Source organism: Paenibacillus spiritus, from assembly GCF_008710135.1.
GTDB lineage: Bacteria > Bacillota > Bacilli > Paenibacillales > Paenibacillaceae > Paenibacillus_AQ > Paenibacillus_AQ glufosinatiresistens.
Genome location: NZ_VYKK01000036.1, coordinates 1 through 20081, shown reverse-complemented (window position 1 = coordinate 20081; position 20081 = coordinate 1). Strand labels below are relative to the sequence as shown.

The 20081-nt window shown below is 61.6% G+C and carries 20 protein-coding genes; 16 read left to right on the top strand and 4 right to left on the bottom strand.

The features are described from left to right. Positions 1-825: 825 nt before the first annotated feature. The 4 genes from F4V43_RS18785 to F4V43_RS18770 are packed head-to-tail and all read left to right on the top strand — an operon-like array spanning position 826 to position 3840. Entirely contained in the window at positions 826-1944 is a 1119-nt protein-coding gene (locus F4V43_RS18785; RefSeq protein ID WP_150459805.1) for a helix-turn-helix domain-containing protein, read from the top strand. Further along, on the top strand, positions 1944-2147 hold the full coding sequence (locus F4V43_RS18780; protein WP_150459804.1) for a PLD nuclease N-terminal domain-containing protein: 204 nt from the start codon (positions 1944-1946) through the stop codon (positions 2145-2147). The genes F4V43_RS18785 and F4V43_RS18780 overlap by 1 nt, the downstream gene beginning before the upstream one ends. Further along, the gene (locus F4V43_RS18775; protein ID WP_150459803.1) at positions 2144-3061 is read left to right on the top strand and encodes an ABC transporter ATP-binding protein; all 918 of its coding nucleotides are present in this window, start codon (positions 2144-2146) and stop codon (positions 3059-3061) included. Before F4V43_RS18780 ends, F4V43_RS18775 begins: the two co-directional genes overlap by 4 nt. After that, positions 3058-3840: an ABC transporter permease gene (locus F4V43_RS18770; RefSeq protein ID WP_150459802.1), complete on the top strand. Its 783-nt coding sequence runs from the start codon at positions 3058-3060 to the stop codon at positions 3838-3840. The genes F4V43_RS18775 and F4V43_RS18770 overlap by 4 nt, the downstream gene beginning before the upstream one ends. A 68-nt stretch (positions 3841-3908) precedes the next feature. Here F4V43_RS18770 and F4V43_RS18765 read toward each other — a convergent pair whose 3' ends face one another. Beyond that, positions 3909-4304 (bottom strand): hypothetical protein, encoded by a 396-nt coding sequence (locus F4V43_RS18765; protein WP_150459801.1) that lies wholly within the window; start codon positions 4302-4304, stop codon positions 3909-3911. 159 nt (positions 4305-4463) lie between these two features. Then, positions 4464-5447, bottom strand: coding sequence for a DUF4183 domain-containing protein (locus tag F4V43_RS18760; protein WP_191089651.1), 984 nt, complete (start codon positions 5445-5447; stop codon positions 4464-4466). 343 nt (positions 5448-5790) lie between these two features. Between F4V43_RS18760 and F4V43_RS18755 the strand changes: the two genes are divergently transcribed. The 9 genes from F4V43_RS18755 (at position 5791) to F4V43_RS18715 (ending at position 12761) form a co-directional block, all read left to right on the top strand. Continuing rightward, on the top strand, positions 5791-6333 hold the full coding sequence (locus F4V43_RS18755; RefSeq protein ID WP_150459799.1) for a MarR family winged helix-turn-helix transcriptional regulator: 543 nt from the start codon (positions 5791-5793) through the stop codon (positions 6331-6333). Positions 6334-6378: 45 nt separating this feature from the next. Next, positions 6379-7830, top strand: a complete 1452-nt coding sequence (locus F4V43_RS18750) for an aryl-sulfate sulfotransferase (protein WP_150459798.1) — start codon at positions 6379-6381, stop codon at positions 7828-7830. A 59-nt stretch (positions 7831-7889) separates the two neighbouring features. Beyond that, positions 7890-8951: an ABC transporter substrate-binding protein gene (locus tag F4V43_RS18745; protein WP_150459797.1), complete on the top strand. Its 1062-nt coding sequence runs from the start codon at positions 7890-7892 to the stop codon at positions 8949-8951. 36 nt (positions 8952-8987) lie between these two features. Continuing rightward, entirely contained in the window at positions 8988-9803 is an 816-nt protein-coding gene (locus F4V43_RS18740) for an ABC transporter ATP-binding protein (protein ID WP_150459796.1), read from the top strand. Further along, positions 9800-10570, top strand: coding sequence for an ABC transporter permease (locus tag F4V43_RS18735; RefSeq protein WP_150459795.1), 771 nt, complete (start codon positions 9800-9802; stop codon positions 10568-10570). Before F4V43_RS18740 ends, F4V43_RS18735 begins: the two co-directional genes overlap by 4 nt. A gap of 137 nt (positions 10571-10707) precedes the next feature. Further along, a complete protein-coding gene (locus F4V43_RS18730) occupies positions 10708-10887 on the top strand; it encodes a hypothetical protein (protein ID WP_150459794.1) in 180 nt (59 codons plus the stop codon). A gap of 167 nt (positions 10888-11054) precedes the next feature. Further along, positions 11055-11270: a DUF6953 family protein gene (locus tag F4V43_RS18725; RefSeq protein ID WP_408638313.1), complete on the top strand. Its 216-nt coding sequence runs from the start codon at positions 11055-11057 to the stop codon at positions 11268-11270. A 178-nt stretch (positions 11271-11448) separates the two neighbouring features. Next, positions 11449-12219: a DUF6492 family protein gene (locus tag F4V43_RS18720; protein ID WP_191089652.1), complete on the top strand. Its 771-nt coding sequence runs from the start codon at positions 11449-11451 to the stop codon at positions 12217-12219. Between the two features lie 89 nt (positions 12220-12308). Beyond that, on the top strand, positions 12309-12761 hold the full coding sequence (locus tag F4V43_RS18715) for a GyrI-like domain-containing protein (protein ID WP_223879968.1): 453 nt from the start codon (positions 12309-12311) through the stop codon (positions 12759-12761). A 129-nt stretch (positions 12762-12890) separates the two neighbouring features. Here the strand turns inward: F4V43_RS18715 and F4V43_RS18710 are convergent, their stop codons facing one another. Further along, complete coding sequence (locus F4V43_RS18710) at positions 12891-14108, bottom strand: MFS transporter (protein ID WP_150459792.1); 1218 nt, start codon at positions 14106-14108, stop codon at positions 12891-12893. 20 nt (positions 14109-14128) lie between these two features. Continuing rightward, complete coding sequence (locus F4V43_RS18705) at positions 14129-15037, bottom strand: ArsR/SmtB family transcription factor (protein ID WP_191089650.1); 909 nt, start codon at positions 15035-15037, stop codon at positions 14129-14131. Between the two features lie 205 nt (positions 15038-15242). Here F4V43_RS18705 and F4V43_RS18700 point away from each other — a divergent pair, with 205 nt between their 5' ends. From F4V43_RS18700 to F4V43_RS18690, 3 genes are all read left to right on the top strand, one after another. Continuing rightward, on the top strand, positions 15243-15956 hold the full coding sequence (locus F4V43_RS18700; protein ID WP_223879967.1) for an ABC transporter ATP-binding protein: 714 nt from the start codon (positions 15243-15245) through the stop codon (positions 15954-15956). Positions 15957-15960: 4 nt separating this feature from the next. After that, positions 15961-18516: an FtsX-like permease family protein gene (locus tag F4V43_RS18695; protein WP_191089649.1), complete on the top strand. Its 2556-nt coding sequence runs from the start codon at positions 15961-15963 to the stop codon at positions 18514-18516. A gap of 97 nt (positions 18517-18613) precedes the next feature. Beyond that, a complete protein-coding gene (locus F4V43_RS18690; RefSeq protein ID WP_150459788.1) occupies positions 18614-19855 on the top strand; it encodes a DUF445 domain-containing protein in 1242 nt (413 codons plus the stop codon). The last annotated feature ends 226 nt before the right edge of the window (positions 19856-20081 follow it).

The window sequence follows — 20081 nt, the reverse complement described above, 5'->3', positions numbered from 1 at the left end:
CCTAGGTGTTTTTTTCAATGTCCACTAAATGGGGTCTTGACCATGCAATCCTCAAGGTCTTTCTTTTACCCTCACCCAGTACCGAATGAATCCGGCTGCTAAGACATGATGAACTTAACGTCCACTATCCCCCGTAGGAGATATTCTCAAAACCCCCACAGTTTCTTTCAGTTAGCTTGAATTTTATACCCCTTTTCAGTTATCTTCTGACCTCGTTTGTACCCCAAAATCATCAGTTAACCATCGTATATAGTCGGAATTTTCTTATCTTCGTTTTCTCCCGTTTTTCTGAAATAAAGAGCAAATGCAAATAAATCCGCAACAAATAGCATTACCGACACGATAGGGAGGACGAGAAAGAATAATCGCAACTATTCAGATACATAGCCCGACTTTTATAGTGTGTGGGATATAAAGCAGTCAACTATCATTTTAGTCCGCAACTAACGTCAATATAGAGCGATGGTTATTGTGAGAGAACAATCTGGTAACGTGCCAGTTGACATATACAGGTAAGGTAACGTGAAGGCTAGCCACTTTGCCCTCTACTTATAGACGGGAATTCGTTAAAAAATTTCCGGTAGGGGCTCCCGGCAGAGGCCGGACAGCATGAGCCGGAAATGGCCTCGATCCTCCTTCCGCCCGGCAAGGAGCTTGCGATCAGGGTGGAGGGGGATGAGACGGTCTGGGATGCAGGATACAGACAGAGGGTCTATCGCTGGGAGTGAGAGTTTCCCTGCGGTTGATTTTATCAACCAAATTCAACTTTAAATCCATTGTGGACTCTCCCGGTTCTGCGGTAAAACTAGAGCAGAGGTGATTCACATGAGAGAAATCCGTATGGCCCGGGTGCTGGTTCGCAAACGCAAGGAAAAAGGCATCACCCAGGAGGAGCTGGCCGCGTACATCGGCGTATCCAAGGCGTCCGTGTCGAAGTGGGAGATCGGGCAGAGCTACCCGGATATTACGTTCCTCCCGCAGTTGGCCGCTTATTTCAATATCAGCATCGACGAGCTGCTGGACTATCAGCCCCAAATGGCGGCAGCCGACATCCGCAAGCTGTATGTGCAGCTGTCGAAGGATTTTGCCTGCTGTCCGTTTGAAGAGGTCGCCCGGCGCTGCCGGGAGATCATCCGCAAGTATTACTCCTGCTTCCCGCTGCTGCAGCAGATGGGCGTGCTGCTGGTGAACCACAGTATGCTGGCAGGGGACAAAGAGGCGGCAGATCAGGTCATCCGGGAGGCGGAGGAGCTGTTCGTCCGGGTCCGGACGGAGAGCCAGGATGCGCTGCTTGCCAAGCAGGCCCTGTATATGGAGGCGCTCTGCCGGATTACGCTCGGCGATCCCGAATCTGCGCTGGTACTGCTGGAAGGCTCGCTCGCTCCGGCGATGCCGCCGGAGTCGCTCCTTGCGATGGCGTATCAGTCGACAGGGAGAAGGGAGGAGGCCAAATCCGTCCTTCAGGTCGGCATGTATCAGAATCTGGTGATGATGTTCAACTTCCTGCCGGCCTATCTGATGCTGTGCGCGGATGCGCCGGACCGGTACGACGAGACGCTCCGCCGCGCGCTGGCGGTCGGGGAGGCCTTCGATCTCGGACGCCTGCACCCGGCCGTCTACATGGGCATCTATCTGGCCGCAGCCCAGGGCTATGTGCTGCAGAACCGGACCGGAGAGGCAGTGGCGATGCTTCGGGATTATGCGGACCTGGTCACTTCGGACATCTATCCGATGCGTCTGCACGGGGATGAGTTCTTCGACAAGCTGGACGCGTGGCTGGAGGAGAATGAGCTGGGAACGGCTCTTCCCCGCGATGAACAGACGGTGCGCCGCAGCATGCTGGAGGCGGTGGCGGGCAATCCGGGATTCGCGGCGCTTGCCGGAGACCCGCAATTCCAGGCCCTTATCGGCAGACTGAAGCAGCTGGCAGGGGAGGAATCCTAATGGAGACGTTTCAGGAATATTGGCCGTTTCTGGTTCCCCTGATTGTGCTGGAGCTGGTCCTCGCCCTGACGGCACTTACGCATGTGCTGCGCCATCCCCGCTACCGCTTCGGCAGCCGGGCGGTGTGGATACCGGTCGTGCTGCTGCTGCAGATTATCGGTCCGGTGGTCTATTTTGTCTTCGGGAGGGGGGAGGAAGAGTGAACGTTCTGGAGATTGACCAGCTCTGCAAAAGCTTCGGCGATCACCCGGTGATCGACGGCCTGAATCTCTCGGTCCCCGAACACGCCGTGTTCGGACTGATGGGGCAGAACGGGGCGGGCAAAACCACAACCATGAGGATGGTGCTCGGCCTGCTCAAGCCGGACTCCGGCACCATCTCCGTATGCGGAGAACGGGCGGTCTACGGCGAGACCGCCGCCAACCGGCATATCGGCTATCTGCCGGATGTGCCCGAATTCTACGCCTACATGCGCCCGCTGGAGTATCTCCGGCTCTGCGGCGAGATTACGGGCATGCGGCCGGACCGGCTGCGCGCCCGCAGCGAGGAGCTGCTGCAGGCGGCCGGCCTGTGGGAAGCCAGACGCCGCAGGATCGGCGGCTTCTCCCGGGGCATGAAGCAGCGGCTCGGAATTGCCCAGGCGCTGCTGAACGAGCCGCGGCTGCTGATCTGCGACGAGCCGACCTCGGCGCTGGACCCCATCGGCCGCAAAGACATTCTCGGTCTGCTCTCGGCCGCCCGGGGCAGCACCACGGTGCTGCTGTCCACGCATATTCTCTCGGATGTGGAACGCATCTGCGACCGGGTCGCGGTGCTGCATCAGGGCCGGATTGTGCTGGAGGGGGCGCTTGGCGATATTCGGAGACGCGGAACGCAGGATGGATACCGGGTGGAGTTCGCGGATGACGGGACGGCGGAGGCGCTGGCGGCATGCGAAGAACTCCGCAGCGCCGGGGCTCAGGCGGAGCGGAGCGGAAGCGCCGTAACGGTGAAGCTGCCCGCCGAATCCGGCGGGCAGCTCCTGATCGACCTGCTCTCGAAGCGGCAGTGGGCGCCGGTGAAGCTGGAACGTCTGGAGCCTTCGCTCGAAAGTCTGTTTCTGGAGGCGGTGCAATGAAGAGGCAGGTCATACAAGGCTATCGGGCATGGTTCCGCAAGGAATGGCTGGAAAGTGTGCGCACCTATAAATTGCTGATTCTGCTGACCGTCTTCCTGATTCTCGGCATCCTCAGTCCCTTAAGCGCCAAGCTGCTGCCCGATCTGCTGTCCGGAATGGAGAGCAATGGCATTCGCATCACACTGCCGGAGCCGGCAGCTGTGGATTCCTGGGCCCAGTTCTTCAAGAACATCTCCCAGATGGGACTGTTCGTGACCGTAATCCTGTTCAGCGGGGGAGTGAGCGGAGAGACGGCCAAAGGAACACTGCTCGTTCTGCTGGCCAAGGGACTGCCGCGGGCGACGGTGATTCTGACCAAGTATCTGGTCATGTCCCTGCTCTGGACGGTCAGCTACGGTCTGGCTTTTGCAGTGACATACGGGTACACAGCCTTTCTGTTCCCAGGCACCGGCATATCCTCGCTGGGCCCGGCCGTTCTTGGCCTGTGGCTGCTGGGGCTCTTCCTTCTGGCGCTGCTCGTGTTCGCGGGCGTATGGGTGAAGAGCGCGTACGGGACGCTGCTGATTGCCGGCGGAGGGCTGGCGCTGCTTCTGGTCGCGAAGCTGATTCCGCAGGCGCGGACATATAATCCGCTGAACCTTGCCGCCTTGAGCATGCCGCTGCTGCGCGGGGAGGCCGCAGCCTCGGAGCTGACGGGAGCGGCGGTTACGGCAGGCGTCGGGGCGGCGCTGCTGCTGGCCGCGGCGCTGGCTGTGTTCAAGCGTCGGCCGCTGACCTAGCGGCCGCACTTCGGACTCTCTAGGGCCGGGCGGTCCAGATAGATAGAGACGATCGGCCGTGGCCCGGCCTAGTAGCTGCGCAGGGCGCTCTCGGTCACAACGGACCGCAGCTCGGCAAGATGGTCCCGATACTGGCGCTCACTGATGGAGCCGCTGTCCAGCCGCTGTTTCAGTTGCCCGGCAAGCTGCGCGACCTGCAGGTCGATAACCGGGCCGATGCTGGCGCCGGTGCTGTCTGCAATGTCGGCCAGCGAGCGGCCGTCATACAGGGCCTCGTACAATTCTTCTTTGGAGGACAACCGGAGCAGCGAGGTCACGCTGCCGTCGCCCGCCGGGGCAAGCGGCGCTCCCGAGGCAATCTTGGCCACAGGGCTGGCACTGTCGGCGGCCGCTCCGCCGAGGTTTCCTCCGAACGTCATGGCAACCATCATCGTGCCTACAATCATCACTCGTTTGATGTACATTCTGCATCCCTCTTTCCTTGTTAAGTTACGTCCATGGACCAAGCCGGGTTCCAACCGATTATGTTCATGGTAACAGACGAAGCTTATGCTAACCTTAAAAAATAAGGCCCGCTTCCTCCTCTTCCAGAGAATGCGGGCCTTGCTGTGCGGACCGAACAATCAGGTAGCGATCGTCGTGCTTACGGTCAGGGACGGAACCGAGCTGGAGGCCGAAGAGGTGCTGGTATAGTCATGGATCTCCAGGTTGACCGGAGTTCCGGGAAGGATGGCATCGGAGGCGATGGTCAGTCCGGTCGGCGTCAGCGAGGAGAGGGCGCCTTCCTGAAGAATGCCGTTGACGTAGACGTTGTAGTAGCCGCCCGGATTTACTACGGGCAGGGTTGTCGTCAAGGCATCGCCGGTGTCGGTCCGGAAGCTGGCGGCGGGAATAATCGTATTCCCGCCGACCGTATCAATCATTTCTCCGGTAACCACCGTATCGAAACGAAGCGTCGTATCGACGACGCTGGTCGTCGTGGTGGTCGTGACGGTGCCGGCGACGACGCTCGAAGCAGCCATGAAGGACTTGATCAGAGATGGAGGCATGGGTCTTTCCACTCCCTTCTTGTCAGATAATTCAGCATATGAAGAAGAGAGCGGCTTGTTCACGGGATTAGCCTGTATGATGCAAGGGCGGACAGGCGGAAGAGCAGCCAAGCCGGAGCGCGGCAGCCGCAGTGCGACCATTTCGAGCACGAGCGGCGCTCCGGCGGCAGGGGTGTCCGCAGACAGCAGAATCAGCCGGCCCCGGCGGAGCCGGTAGCGGTCCGGCGGCTGAAGAATGCCGTTAACGTACAAGCGGGCCAGGGTGATCCGGGAGGGGGAGCGGAGCGGAACGCCGTTGCCGTCGCGTGCGGTATAGAGGCGCTGTCCTTCTCCTGCGGCAGCGACATAGTACTCCGCCCTGGCCTTCAAGAGTCCGGATCTCCTGCCGCCCCGGCGTCTGCCTGCGGAAGCGGAGGTGCGCCGTGCCGGCACCGTGCGCCGCCGCGCTTCTCTATGCCGGTCCGCCTGCGCCGGGTTCTTCGGCCGGTCCGCCGCGCCTCTCCCGGAGCGGCGCTTCAAGCCGCGCGCCTCCTTTCCCGTCCCTGGAACTCTGTTCATGGACCTCCCTCTTCCTCTTGCCCGGTTCCCGGATGCGGACCGGGAATGATCTATTTGCATGCCTATTCGAACTGCTGCGAAGCGGACACGGCGGCAGCGGAGAGAAGGGGAAGCTTTAAATTCATACTTGACTGGTAGGTTTTATGGGTTTATGATGGGGATAATCTTCACTGCTCATTAAATGAACACTGAAGAATGAAGCTGATACCGTAAGCCGCAAGCCGAATATAGAGCTGATTGGACCGCCAAAGGCTCTTCGAACGCTTCCCTGCCAGGGGTGCGCCGAAGAGTCTTTTTTGTGCATGCCGGCGGTATGGAGAACACCAGGAAAGGAGGGGCGGCAATGGATGAGAACCGCAGATTGGAAGGACTGGAGGAAGCGGATTTCCTGTTCCGGCGGATGGTGAGGCGTTTCGTGAAGGAACGGGACCGGGTCTCGGTAGATGGCGTAACGCTGCCCGGCCTGATGATCCTGAATCTGATTATCCGGGAGGGCGAGCAGCGGCTGGGCGATCTGGCAGACCGGCTTGATTTCACCTCCGGCGCCATCACGGCGCTGTGCGACAAGCTGGATGCCGCGGGGTTCGCAGCGCGCCGGCGCAAGGAGGATGACCGGAGAACGGTGCTGCTGGACATTACACCGGCGGGACGCCGCATGATGGAGCGCAACCGGAATGTGGGGGAAGCGTGTATTTCGCTTCTGTTCGGGGATTTCACGGAAGAAGAGCTGGCCCTTCTGGGCCGGGGGTTCCGCCGGATTACGGACCGGCTGGACGGCTTCTCCGCCGCCATTATGGAGCTGGCCCGGCAGAACGCCGAGGCGCCGGTTCCGGTTCCCGGGCAGAAGCGGCCGCGTGCGGCCCGGAGCCGCTATCTCGGTTACTGAGCTTCGTTCAATGGTTACCATTTCATACCAAAGGGGACAGAGATCATGGGTTATCCAACTGTATATCCGACGGGAGCCACCGTCTATAATCCGCAGAAGGCCTGGAGCGGCTACACGGTCTACCAGGCCGGCAACGAGGGCGTCGTGCTGATTGACATGAACGGCCGCGAGGTGCGGCTGTGGAAAGGGCTGATCGGCTTCCCGGCGAAGATTTTTCCCGGCGGCTATGTGCTCGGCAGCACCGGACGCCGGGACCCGAAATTCGGAATTCAGGACAACGTCGATCTGGTGCAGGTGGATTGGGACGGCAACATTGTCTGGAAGTACAACGGCTTCGAGCATATTGCGGACCCCGGCTTCGAGCCGCTGTGGTACGCCCGCCAGCACCACGACTACCAGCGCGAGGGCAGTCCGGTCGGCTACTATGCGCCGGGTCAGGAACCGCGCACGGACGGCGGCAGAACGCTGATTCTGAGCCATAGCAATCTGAAGAACCCGGCCATCTCCGACAAGGAGCTGCTGGACGACATTATTCTGGAGGTGGACTGGGAAGGGAACATTCTCTGGCAGTGGAAGCCGAGCGATCATTTCGACGAGCTGGGCTTCGACGAGGCGGCGAAGAACGTCCTGTTCCGCGACCCCAACACCCGGTCCTTCGGCCATCTCGGCGGCGGCGTAGGCGACTGGCTGCATATCAATTCGGCTTCCTATGTGGGCCCGAACCGCTTCTACGACGCAGGGGATGAGCGCTTCCACCCGGACAACATTATCTGGGACGCGCGCGAAGCCAATATTATAGCGATTACCGACCGTAAGACGGGCGGAATTGTCTGGCGTCTGGGTCCGGACTATTCGCTGCCGGAAGTGAAGCATATCGGCTGGATCATCGGCCAGCACCATGCCCACATCATTCCGCGCGGCCTGCCGGGCGAGGGCAATCTGCTCGTATTCGACAACGGCGGCTGGGGCGGGTACGGTCTGCCGAACCCGGCTTCTCCATTCGGGCAAAAAAACGCCATCCGCGACCACTCCCGCGTGCTGGAGATCAATCCCGCGACGCTTGAAGTCGTCTGGGAATACACGGCGGCCGAGGCCGGCTTCTCCGTCCCGACCGACTCTTACAAGTTCTACAGCCCGTACATCAGCTCGGCCCAGCGGCTGCCGAACGGCAACACCCTCATTACGGAAGGATCGAACGGCCGGCTGTTCGAGGTGACGCCGGAGTATGAGCTCGTCTGGGAATATATTTCGCCTTATACCGACAAGAGGAACACGAACATGGTCTACCGGTCCTACCGGGTGCCTTATGAATGGGTGCCGCAGGCGGGAACGCCGGCCGAGACGGCGATCGAGCCGATCGACGCCGCGAACTTCCGCGTGCCGGGCGCTGCTCCGAAGGGCACGGATTCCGTCGCGGAGGTGGCGCTGACGCTGCCGTTCACAGAAGGCGCCGCCTGCGTCGCCTTCTCGGAGGAGTCGGAACGCAAGGGGCGCTAAGGGCTGGCTGCCGGGCAAGTACCGGAATTACTTATCCATAAGCTAAAGGTGGGATTCTCATGTCCAGAAAATATCCGTCAACCCCGGCTCGTCTTCCTCGCGCAGCAGCGCTTCTCCTGCTGCTTGCGCTGCTGCCGGCGCTCTCCGGCTGCGGGAACAGCGGCAATGCCGCAGCGTCCGGCAGCGGAGCGGGAGCGGCATCGAAGAAGGCGCTCGTGAAGCTGAACATCGCCGACACGAACACCAATCCGGTGTTCAAGGTGGCGAAGGCCAAGGGCTTTTTCAAGAACAACGGGATCGACGCGACCATCGTCAACTTCGGCACGCCGGCGGAGGGGGTGAATGCCTTGTTCATCAAACAGGTGGATCTGGCATATGGCGCTGATTTCCCGCTGCTGAACGCCGTCTCCAAGGGAGAGTACAGCATTATCGCCTCGGCGGGACAGGCGACCGACCGGGCGGCTTCGGTCTGGAAGCTCTATGTCCGCAATGATATTCAAAGCGCGGCCGACCTCAAGGGCAAGAAGCTCAGCTTCATGCGCGGCACGTTCCTGCCATATTTGTGGGATGTCTATTTTAAGGAGAACGGCCTGAACGTGAAGGATGCGGAGTTGGTGGGACAGGGCGCATTCGATGAAGCGTTCATCGCGCTCAAGCAGGGAGATGTCGATGCCGCTTGGTTCACCGGCTCGGCCCTGATAGACAAACTGGCTGCGCTGGACAGCGTGCATGAGCTGGGCGACATGTCCAAGACGAGCGTGCGGCTCGGAACGGGCCTGGTGGCCGGCAACGAGCTGATTGAGAAGCAGCCGGAAGCGGTGGCCGGGTTCCTCAAGGCGGTTGACGAGGCGGCGGCGTATTCGCAGGCCCATCCGGACGAGACGGCAGACCTGATGTACCGGGAAGTCAAACAGCCGAAGGAAGCGACGCTGAAGGACCTGCCGAACAATCCGTGGAATATCGGCTTCACGCAGGCGGCCTACGACAGCCTGGAGAACCAAAAGGAATATATGGTTCAGTCCAAGATTATCCGGCAGGATTTTGATTTGAAGACGAAGCTCGGCCTGGAGCCGCTGAAGCAGGCGCTGCCCGAATCCGTTACGTACGGAAGCGGCAATTAGGCATTACCATTATTATTGATCGGGAGGAATGCCGTGATGTCATCCCTGAAGCGGGCGCAGGACGAGGGCCTTCATACTATTCAGATTGAAGGGCTGCGCAAAACCTACGGGTCTGCCTCGCCCGGAGATCTGCATTATATTATCAAGGATGTGAACCTGGTCGTCCGGAGCGGAGAGTTCTTCATCCTGCTCGGCCCGAGCGGCTGCGGCAAGTCTACGCTGCTGAACATGATTGCCGGATTTGTCGCCAAATCCGGCGGTAAGCTGACGGTGGGCGACGCCGAGGTGCAGCGGCCGGGCCGGGACCGGGCGGTGGTGTTCCAGCAGGCGGATTCCTCGCTTTTTCCCTGGCTGACGGTGCGCGGGAACGTGGAGTTCGGGCTCCGAATGGGAGGAATGCGCAAGGCTGAGCGCCGGGAGGTGTCGGACCGCTATCTCGGGCTTGTCGGTCTGGCGGGGCATGGCGGCAAGTTCCCGAAGGAGCTGTCGGGAGGGATGAAGCAGCGGGTCCAGCTTGCCCGCGTGCTGGCCGGCGACCCGGCGATTCTGCTGATGGATGAACCGTTCGGCGCGCTCGACGCCATGACCCGGCGCACGATGCAGAAGGAGCTCGTGCGCATCTGGCGGGAGACGAACAAGACGGTGATCTTCGTCACCCACGATATTCAGGAAGCGCTGCTTCTGGGCCAGCGGATCGGAATTATGTCCCGGGGGCCTTCGTCGAACATCGCCCATATCTACGATAACCCGCTGCCTTATCCGCGCGATGTTGCGGCCCCGGGCTTCGGGGAGCTGTACAACGCGATTCAGGGACATTTTGAGGAAGAGGAAGGAGAGGTAGACCGCCTATGAAATGGCTGGAGACCAAAGGAGTCTCGCTCGTTCTTCTGTGGCTCGGCTCGCTGCTGGTCTGGCAGCTCGGCGCCTGGGCTTACGGACCGGATGTCATTCCCGGACCCTGGGCGACGCTGAAAGGCGGGCGGGAGCTGCTGCTGGACGGGACGCTTGGACAGTACATCGGAATCAGCTTCTTCCGCGTGCTGGCCGGTTGGAGCCTCGGCAGCCTGCTGGCGATCCCGGCAGGCCTGATCATCGGCAAGGTCCGGGTCATCCGGCTGTTCGCCGAACCGCTGCTGAATTTCATCCGCTTCATCCCGCCCATTGCCTTCATCACATTGTTCCTGGTCTGGTTCGGCATCGGCGAGCAGTCGAAGATTGCGCTTATCCTGTATGCGACCTTCTTTATCGTGGTGCTGAACACCTTTACCGGCGTGCTGGCCGTAGAAGAGGATAAGCTGCGTTCGGCACGCAGCATGGGGGCAAGTGAATGGCAAATTCTGCTGCACGTTATCGTTCCGGCCACAGCGCCATATATCTTCACCGGTGTCCGGCTGGCGATGGGGACCTCCTATATGGCCATTATCGGCGCGGAAATGATTGCCTCCAATGAGGGCGTCGGCTATCTCATCTGGAACTCGCGGCTGTTCTTCAGGACAGACTGGATCTTTGTCGGCTTGTTCTGCCTCGGATTTATGGGATTCACGACGGACCGTCTCCTCGGCCTGTTCGGCCGCAAGGTGCTGTACCGGTACGGAGTTATCGGCGGGGGACGGAAGTAGAACTTCCCCGATAAGGACGAAAGACCGATGGAAGGCTGGTAAACTTCTGGTAAAATATTGGATGCAGAGGTTTACCCTGCCGCGAAGCGCCGCCGCCTTGAACGCGGCGGCGCTCGCGGGGAAAGAGAGGATCTTCCATGCTTCCGCAGGAATGGCAAGAGGAGGACGGCAGCCTAGAGTTCGGGTCCCGCAAGGCGCGGATCGGGGAGCGGGTGCGCTCCGGGTCTGCCCTGGGAATGGGCAATGCCCTGGTTGCCCTGCTGGCGACCGGCGCGGTCTGCGTGCTGTTGTACTGGGCGGCCGATCTGGTAAGATAAGAACGGTGCGCCCGGCGGCGGCAAGACAGGACGGGCACGGAAAGAAGGTAGCTATGGATTCCAAGGAAGAGAGACCGACACAGTCGGCCCCGGCGGCGGAGCAGCGCTCCTACCGCCCGAACGTTCAGCCGAAGCCGGCCGATGGCGGCGAAGCTTCCGCGCAGGATATCGCAGAATGGATGGTCGAAGAGATTCGCTTCACTGGCGCCCTGCGCCAGGAGGATGCCATCGCGCTGGTCCGTTCGCATTACGGCGAGTCGTTTGTCTTTGTCGGCGAGAACGGCAACCTCTCGCTGGACAAGGAAGTCAAGAAGGCGTTCCGGAAGCTGCATCGCGGCCGGATCGCCTGGGACCGCGACGGTTTCCTGTGGGCGTGGACGTAAGAACGGGAAGGTAAAGAAATGGAAGATAGGCCGTCCGGCTCCCGGGCGGCCTTCTTCGGCTTGGCTACATCCTTCAAGGCAGACGGAACCCGCTGCTGCGCTTGCGCCGCCCGGCCCTTTTGCCGTTCCCTGTCATAAGCTGTGGGAAACGGATAACGGGAGATGACCTACTTTGCGCATAGATGTGTTGATTCCGGCCATCGAGAAGGATTTATCCACGCTCGGGGCCGTGGTGGACGGGGTGCGGGCCCAGGTGAAGCATTCAATCGGGCGCATCTTAATTGTGGCCCCGAGAAAGCCCCGCCTGCTGGCGTTCTGCCGCCGCAAAGGCTGCACGTTTGTGGACGAGAACACGGTGCTGCCGCTGACCAAGAAGGGTGTGGTCTACCGCTCGCAGACCTGGGAACGGTCGGGTTGGCTGTTCCAGCAGTTGCTGAAGCTGGGCGGCGACCGGATCTGCACCGCCGATTATTTTCTGGTGATTGACGCTGACACGGTACTGATCGCCCCGCATCGCTTCCGCAAGGACGGGAAGACCGTCTTCTACACCCGGAACTGGAGCCAGCCGGAATATTTCCGCACCTACCGCCGGCTGATGGGCCATCCGCGTCCGGCCCGGGTCTCCTTTGTCACCCATTACATGCTGTTCGAGCGGGCGGCGCTGGCCCGGATGAAGCGGGAGATCGAGGCGAGGCACGGCCTGCCGTGGTACCGGGCGGTCCTCAAGAGTATGGACCGGACGCGTCCGTTCGCCTTTTCCGAATTCGAGACCTACGGCAATTATATGTACCGGACGGACCGGTCCGGCATGATCCTCCGTCCGGCCCGCAACCGCAGTCTGAACACATCGCCGGAAGCCTTGTCGCCGGAGCGGCGGAAGGCGCTGGCGAAGCGCTGCCGGTCGCTGTCTTTTCACAAGCGGAAGGATTACAGCCGGAAGAAGGAGTAGCGGAGAAAAAAGGTGCATTTCATTTTATACTCTGTTAGATTCAAGGAGCCGCGGCAATACCTGTACGAGCGAAAGGATGAGAACGAGAAGTGAATCTGACCCTTGTAACTTATTCTCCCTGCCGAATCGCCTATATGCGCCGGACGGGGGCTTACGGGCCCGCGGCCCGAGAATGGATGGAGAAGCTGAAACGCTGGGCCGAAGAACGGCATCTTCTGGATGACCGGGCGGTGATTCTGGGCATTGCGCAGGATGACCCGGCGTCAACGCCGCCTGCGGAATGCCGCTATGACGTCTGCCTCTTGGTGGGTGCGGAGCAGGAGCTGGACGGTTCTGTAACCGAAGGGTTCTGGCCGGGAGGAACGTATGCGGTCTGCCGGATCGGCCACACGGCCGAAGAAGTGGCGCGGGCCTGGAGCGAGATCGCCGGGGCTGTGGCCGCCGGGGGATGGAGACCTGCGGCCGGTCCGATGGTGGAACGGTATGAGGGCGGGCTGCTGCAGAACGGCCTTTGCGAGCTGTGCGTCCCGATTGAAGCTTGAATCGAAATCGGCCCGTCATTCTAACTTGAGCAAGCCGCTCGCGTCGTCCGGACGCGGGCGGCTTGTTGGCTTGGGGATGCCCAGGCGGTGCGGCAGAACCCGGGGAACGGAACGGCGCCTCCTCGCCGTCTAGGACGCCGCCGGCAGCCTGCCGTCCAGCGTCTTCAGTCCGGGCAGCAGCAGCGCAGCCGCACAGAAGAGGACGGGAAGCAGTCCGGCGGCGAGGAACAGGGCAGGCACGCCCCAGAGTTCAGCGAAGGCGCCGCCTGCAATCGCGCCGACCGGCTGAAGGGCGCCGCCGATGAGGAAGCGGATGGAGTTCACCCGGCCCTGGAGCGAGGCGGGTACCAGGCGCCCGTGCAGCGAGGAGCTCAGCGAGCTGAAGAACGGGCTCAGAAACCCGGCGGCGCCGGCGGCGAAGAGGGCGGCGGGATAGAAGGGGAGCTGGCTCCACAGCATGTTGATGACCCCGATTCCGGCTAGGCTGCCAAGCATGGTCAGCCGCCGGTGCGACACGTCTCCCATCCAGGAGACGAGACCAAGCCCGGCGAGATACCCGAACGCCGAAGCGGTGGACAGCGTGCCGACGGCGCCCGCGTCCTGGTGCAGCACTTCCCGGACGTAAGGAACCATCATCGTCCAGATGGCGCCGGAACTCAGGTTGCTGACGGTGGCCATGAGCATAATGGTCAGCATGGCCGGCGTTCGGAGGTAGAAGGCGAATCCTTCGCCGATTTCATGAAGATACAGCCGGATGGAAAAGGCGGCGCCCGAAGCGGCGGGGCGCTCCGTTCCCGTGATGGCCAGCAGCGCGGCGATGGCGGCCGCGCAGCAGACGGCGTTGGCCCCGAGCGCGGGGAGCGCGCCGCCAGCCGCCGTAACGAGCCCTGCCGCCGCCGGACCCAGCAAGGCCGCCATGCCCTTCAGGCCGTCGGCGAGGGCGAAGGCGCGGACCAGCCCGCCGCTTGGCGCAAGCCCGGGAATGGAGGCCATCGCCGACGGCAGGAACAGGGCGGAGCAGACGCCGCTCAGAGCGGCCGCGGCGAAGAGATGCCACAGCCGCAGCTCGCCGGCCAGGCCCATCGCGAGCGGCAGCAGGACGGCCAGCAGCCGGATGGCCGAGAGACCGGCCATCAGCCGGACGCGGTGCAGCCGGTCGGAGAGCGGCGAGCCGACAAGGCGAACCAGCAGCTCGGGGATGCCGGAGCTCAGCGCCAGCGCGCCCATGGCCAGCTTGGAGCCGGTCAGATCATAGACCAGCCATTCCATAGCCAGCAGGCCAAAGGCATCGCCGAAGGTGCTGAGCGAGACAGTGGCCAGCAGACCGTAATAACTGCGTGTGCGCATAGGGGTCCCTCCTTGGGGTGTTAAGGCTTCAGGTAGGCGCCGATCCGCTCGGTGAGAACTTTCAGCGCTTCCGGCCGCAGGCTGTAGGAAGCGGAGGCTTTCTCGCCGGAATGAACGATAATCAGCCCGGCGGCGCGCAGGGCGATCAAATGGTAGTGAATTGTGCTTTTGGAGAGGCCGACTTCCTTGACGATCTCCGTGAAGCTCAGCTGCCTGCCGGACAGCAGACGGAGAATATACAGCCGGGTCTCGTCGGACAGCGCCCGGGTCAGCCGCAGCAGCGGGGCTTCGGGCCGCCCGTTGGCGGGGGGCAGAACATCGCAGGAATAGTTGATGAATGCGTATTCGTCGTATATCGCGCTTGTCACCAGCGGCCGGGTATGATACTGGGGCGTCAGCACGACGAGCTTCATCCGGCCGGTGGAATAGAACCGCATTCCCTGGGTCGCGTCTTCGACCGCCTCCAGAGGAGCCGCCTGTTCTACAAGAGCCCTCCGCGCCTCTGCCTCCTGCTCAAGGCCTTGCAGAATGGCCGGGTCGATGCTTCGGAAGTAGCCGTTGTCCCATTCCCGCAGCATGTCGGAGGCCCGGTCGCGCATCTCGGTCAGGTTGGGAGGGACGGGAGAGCCGAAAGAAGCCGTCAGCTCATACAGATCACCGGAAGACAGTCCGTCGAACCAGTCCAGGAATGAAGAGACGGTGCGTTCGCCCGGACAGCGCCAGATAAACGGCGACAGCGCGAAATCTTCAGTTACCTTCACAACCTCATTCATTCGCTGGAGCAGCGACGGAGCGAAGTCGGCCTGGACCCGGCGCACCCATTCCTTCCCGCTGTCCATGCTGGTGTGATTCTGCTTGTGGAAGAACGCAATCGTACTGGACAGGCACTCATACATAGGGGCAAAATCGACTTCCACCCGATAGTCCATTATCATCAACCATCCTTTAATAAAATTAGAACTAATTATTTGTTCTATAATTATAGAACATCATTATAATTCCAATTTAATGAAATTAATTAAGAAAGTCAAGAGGCGCATCCCCTTAAAAGCCGGAAGAAATTGCAGGGATGGCCGGAGGACCGTCGTCCTACAGTCTGAAAGGTATATTATGGGAGAGAGAAGGGACGTTCAGGTGGCAGCGACATCTCCGGTTCTATTCATCGAAAATCTTCACAAGGAGTACGCCTCCGAAGCGGGGCCGGTGCCGGTATTGAAACCGATGACCCTCAAGTTCAGCCGAGGGGAAATGGTGAGTCTGATGGGTCCGAGCGGAAGCGGCAAGTCGACGCTGCTGAGTCTTCTGGGAACGCTGGAGAAGCCGAGCGGAGGACGGATTATGCTCGAGGGCGAGGCGGTCTCCGAACTTGCGGAGGGGAAGCTGGCGGAATTCCGGGCGCGCCGAATCGGATTTGTCTTCCAGTCTTTTCACCTGATTCCGACCATGACCGCGCTGGAGAATGTCATGCTGCCTATGCTTGGCATGCGGGGTGTCCGGCGCAATGAAATGCGCCGCCGGGCCGAAGAGCTGCTGGAGTTGGTAGGTATGGCCGACCGCCTCAAGCATCTTCCGCATCAATTGTCGGGAGGCCAGCAGCAGCGCGTGGCGGTCGCGAGAGCTCTGATTAACCGCCCTGCCCTGGTTCTCGCCGATGAACCGACCGGTAATCTGGACCGCGCATCCGGCCTGAATGTGCTCCGCCTTATGCTGCGCCTGAAGCAGACCTTGAACATGACGTTCATCATTGCCACCCATGATCCCGAGGTGGCCGCCCTCTCGGACCGGGTTATCCGCATTCGGGACGGCGAGGTCGAAGCGGATCAGCGGCGGCCGGTTGAAGGGCGGTGAGGGAATGATCGCTATCCGTTCTGCAATCCGAAGTTTGTGGCGCAGCAGATTCAGAACCGGGTTCACGGTTCTGGCTCTGGTCATCGGAAGCGCGAGTCTCTTCTGCATGGTCCTGGCGTCCGAATTGGCTCCGCGCTCAATCGAGAGTTCGGCGCGCCTGATGCTCGGGGGCGACGTCCGGGTCGAGTCCTATCTGGAGCCTCTGCAGCTGGGCGAGGCCAGCCGCCGGGTCCGGGAGACGGACAGGGGCGCGTCCATCGCGGCCTCCTATGTCGGACAAAGCATGATTCGGTCGGCGAAGAGAACAACCAGCATAATTCTGAAAGGCATCGATCCCGGCCGGTATCCGCTGTACGGAGCGGAGCGGTATCCCGGTATCCGCAGCCTGAAAGCGAACGAAATTCTTCTTACGGACGAAGCTGCCGGCCGCCTGCGGGTCAAGGCGGGCGACCGGGTCAGCCTGCCGAGCAGTTCCGACGGAAATCTGCATGTCTATCAAGTGAAAGGACTGGTCCGGCAGGTGCAGGAATCGTATGGCGACGCCGATATTCTGGGCACCGCCTACATCAGCCGGGAGGAGGCCGTCCGCCTGCTGAATGCGCCGGCCGGAAGCGTCAATGAGCTGGCGGTGAAGTGGAGTCCGGCGGCGTCGGCCGCCGGTAAGGGGGCGTCTCTGGAGCGGCAGTTCCCGAATGCGTCCCTTACGGATACCGGGGCGCAGGCCGAGCGGGAGAAGAGCCGGGTCCGCATGGTACTGCTGCTGCTCCAGCTGTTCAGCCTGCTGACGCTGGCGATCAGCGCCATGGCGATATCGAATACGATGAAGCAGGCGCTGGGTTCAAGAATGCGGGAGATCGCCGTCATGAAGGCAACCGGAATGCCGCTGCGGTCCATTGAAGGCCTGTTCCTTGCCGAAGGTCTGCTCATCGGCCTGGCGGGAACAGCCGGGGGGCTGGCGGCGGCTGTTCCCGCCAGTCTCTGGCTGACCGGCAAGCTGGGAAGCCTGCTGAACGTGCCTCTGTCCTGGGAGTTCTCCCGGAAGGCGGCGGCGATGACCGCTGCGGCAGGGATGCTGTCCGCCTGGACTTCGGTCCGTATCCCGCTGAGAGCCATGAGGCCGCTCTCACCGCTTCCGCTTCTGCGGGAAGGCGCGGAATTCCCGCTTCCGCCCAGCGGGATGGGAATCCGGAGAAAGGGAGCCATCGGAGCGGCGCTGTCTCTGGCTGCGGCCTTCTATTTGCAGCCGACCCTTCTTCCGGGTTCGGCAGGTCTGCCCGATATCCGCCTGGCCGGAATCGGGGCGGCTATCGGCTGCCTTCTCGCTCTGGCCGCCTTTATGGCGAGAGGGGGCGCTGCGCTGTTCTCCGGGCTGCTCCGTGGAATCGGAGCGGCGAGAAGGAGGGTTCCTTCCCGCTGGTATGTACCGTTCCATCACTTGTCGGCGGACCGGAGACGTTACGGGTGGCTGCTGGTGGTTCTCAGCATCGGCGTATGCGCCGCCGTCTCCAGCCGGATGCTGGAAGAGAACCTGACCCATTCGGTCAATCGGCAGCTGGAGGCGGAAGCCCGGGGCAATGTGCTCGTTACAAGCTCGTCAGCCGATGCCGAAGCGGCGCGTGCCGCCTTTCGCTCCCTTTCAATCCGGGATTGGACCGAGAGTATCCAGGTATCGGGGATGCTGCGGGCCATTAACGGAAAGGATGCAGTTCCCCGGCTCCGGGAGCTCTCGGCCGGCCGTACCTTTTTTGCTTCCAACAAGCTGAATATCGAAGGGATTGACCCGGCTGCCGGGTTCAGGGCCTACTCTCTCTCCGGCGGCCGCGATTTGAATGCCGCAGATTCCTCCCGCAGCAGCGCCCTGCTGCTGGAGGATTACCGGCTGCTCGGCATCAAGACGGGCGACCGGGTGGAGGTTCTCTTGGGCGACAAGCCGGTATCCTTCACGGTCGTCGGTTTTTTTCAATCGGGCTTTGTGAAGACGGCGGGCATGAGAGTGGACCGGACTGCGCTGTCCCTGTACGGCGCTCCTTCCCGGGTCATGTTCGCGCTGGACGGCGGCGGCCGGACGAATGCTGTGCTGGAGAAGCTGAATGAGGCGCTGCCGGCTTCGGCCATGGCCTATTCCGTCTCCGGGACGGCCTCCGCCAGTCTGAACGCGATGATTCGGGTCATCGGCGCCTTCTTCTCGGTTGTTACTCTCTTCTCCCTGATTACGGCGGTTCTGACCATCGGCAACCAGATGGTGATCCATCTCCTGCGCCGCAGAAGAGAAATTGCGATTCTGAAGACAGTGGGCATGTCCAACCCCCAGAACCTGAGAGCCATTCTGCTGGAGAATCTCCTGCTGTCGCTGATCGCCGGGTCGGCGGGGACCGGAGCGGCCCTGCTGCTGAGCGAGCTTGCCCTGAAGTTCATGTTCAAGCTGCCGGCGGCTCTCGATGCGGGAGGAGTGGTCTACGGCATCGCTCTGTGTGTCCTCACGACTCTGGCCGCCGCCTGGATCGCGGCTGTTCCTGCCCTGCGGACGAAGCCGGCGGAGCTGCTGCGGGGGATGGAGTAGACCGGAGCAAGCCGCACGCCCTTTGGAGCCTGCTGCGGGTTCATGCTACAATGAAAGAATCCGAATGGAAGGTGACATTGGCGGGAGGTTGTTAGAGATGAAGTCCAGGAATCTGGCTACGATTTCGCTGGCGGTCATGGCGCTTGGCTTTCTGGCCACGCTGTTTCTGCCTGACTATACAGGAGTGGAGCTGCTGCGGGGAGGCTTCGAGGCCGGTCTGGTCGGCGGCCTGGCAGACTGGTTCGCGGTGACGGCGCTGTTCCGGCATCCGCTGGGTCTGAAGATTCCGCATACGTCGCTGCTGCTGAAGAATCGGGACAAAATCATCCAGTCGCTGATCTCGGCGATGGAGAATGAGCTGCTGAACAAGGAGAGCATCCGGGCGAAGCTGCGGACCGTGCGGTTCGTGCCGCTGGCATCGCGCCAGCTTACCCGTTTCTTCGCCGGACGGGAGCGCCGGCGCATGCTGCTGGACCAGGCGGAGCTGCTGGTCCGCCGCCTCCCGGCAGAGCAGGCGGTGCCGCATCTGCAAGCGGCGCTGGCCGCCTATCTGAAGGAAGCGCAGCTGGACAAGGCGGCGGAGACCGTGCTGGACCGGATGATCGGCGACGGCAAGGACCGGGAAGCGATGGATTATGCGCTGACTCAGGTATCCGGCTGGGCAGAACGTCCCGAGACCCGGGCCATGCTCGGCTCCATCGCCGCCGCCAAGCTGGCCGAGGTCAAGCTCGGCGGACTGAAAGGCATGGCGTTCCAGGCTTTTGTCAGTTTTGTCGATGAGAGCATGCTGGGAGATCTGCTCCAGAACATGCTGCTGTCGGCGGTGCGGGATTTGCAGGATGAAGAGAGCAGCTACCGCGGAAGCATCCTCCAGGAGATCCGCATTGCCCTCTACAGTCTCATTCAGGACGAAGAGCGGATCCGGCGGCTCAAGGAATGGGGAGCCGCCGAATTGCAGGGCGAGGCGGCCGCCGCCTTCCTGCTTGCCCGGGCGGAAGAGCTCCGCGGCGGTGTGCTGCGGATGATCGACGAGGACCGGGCGGCCGGCGGCCGGCGGGTATGGGCGCTGTACGCGCTGCTGATCCGGCGGCTCGGGCAGGAGACGGAGCTTATTGCGCAGTGGGAGACCCGGGTTACCGAAGCGCTGGTCGGCCTGGTCGAGAAGAATCACTACCGGATCGGGGTGCTCGTCAAAGAGAACCTGGATCAGATGGACGACGCCAGCCTGGTTGCCATGCTCGAAGAGAAAGTCGGCCGGGATCTTCAGTGGATACGGGTGAACGGAGCCATCTGCGGCTTTGCCGTCGGCCTGGTTCTGACCGTGATTCAGCTGATTTAAACGGCTGCCCCGATTTCAAGAAGCGAAGAACAGGCAGGGCCCCCCGGGAGGGGAGCCCTGCTTTTTGGCGTGCGCCCTGCGGCACAAGAGGTAAAAGGCGGCAAGAGGCAGCCAGAGGCTGCATATCTATCAGCATCCGCTCTGTCCGGATACCGTAGGCGAAGAAGCCGGGACGGCCCGTGAAGTGCACCCCTTAGAATAGACATTGGAAAAACCCCCTGGTTAT

Coding starts and splice junctions, on each gene's coding strand:
- F4V43_RS18710 (WP_150459792.1), bottom strand. CDS start 14,108: ATGCGCACACGCAGTTATTACGGTCTGCTGGCCACTGTCTCGCTCAGC.
- F4V43_RS18745 (WP_150459797.1), top strand. CDS start 7,890: ATGTCCAGAAAATATCCGTCAACCCCGGCTCGTCTTCCTCGCGCAGCA.
- F4V43_RS18785 (WP_150459805.1), top strand. CDS start 826: ATGAGAGAAATCCGTATGGCCCGGGTGCTGGTTCGCAAACGCAAGGAA.
- F4V43_RS18750 (WP_150459798.1), top strand. CDS start 6,379: ATGGGTTATCCAACTGTATATCCGACGGGAGCCACCGTCTATAATCCG.
- F4V43_RS18705 (WP_191089650.1), bottom strand. CDS start 15,037: ATGGACTATCGGGTGGAAGTCGATTTTGCCCCTATGTATGAGTGCCTG.
- F4V43_RS18755 (WP_150459799.1), top strand. CDS start 5,791: ATGGATGAGAACCGCAGATTGGAAGGACTGGAGGAAGCGGATTTCCTG.
- F4V43_RS18735 (WP_150459795.1), top strand. CDS start 9,800: ATGAAATGGCTGGAGACCAAAGGAGTCTCGCTCGTTCTTCTGTGGCTC.
- F4V43_RS18740 (WP_150459796.1), top strand. CDS start 8,988: ATGTCATCCCTGAAGCGGGCGCAGGACGAGGGCCTTCATACTATTCAG.
- F4V43_RS18760 (WP_191089651.1), bottom strand. CDS start 5,447: ATGAACAGAGTTCCAGGGACGGGAAAGGAGGCGCGCGGCTTGAAGCGC.
- F4V43_RS18765 (WP_150459801.1), bottom strand. CDS start 4,304: ATGTACATCAAACGAGTGATGATTGTAGGCACGATGATGGTTGCCATG.
- F4V43_RS18770 (WP_150459802.1), top strand. CDS start 3,058: ATGAAGAGGCAGGTCATACAAGGCTATCGGGCATGGTTCCGCAAGGAA.
- F4V43_RS18780 (WP_150459804.1), top strand. CDS start 1,944: ATGGAGACGTTTCAGGAATATTGGCCGTTTCTGGTTCCCCTGATTGTG.
- F4V43_RS18695 (WP_191089649.1), top strand. CDS start 15,961: ATGATCGCTATCCGTTCTGCAATCCGAAGTTTGTGGCGCAGCAGATTC.
- F4V43_RS18730 (WP_150459794.1), top strand. CDS start 10,708: ATGCTTCCGCAGGAATGGCAAGAGGAGGACGGCAGCCTAGAGTTCGGG.
- F4V43_RS18690 (WP_150459788.1), top strand. CDS start 18,614: ATGAAGTCCAGGAATCTGGCTACGATTTCGCTGGCGGTCATGGCGCTT.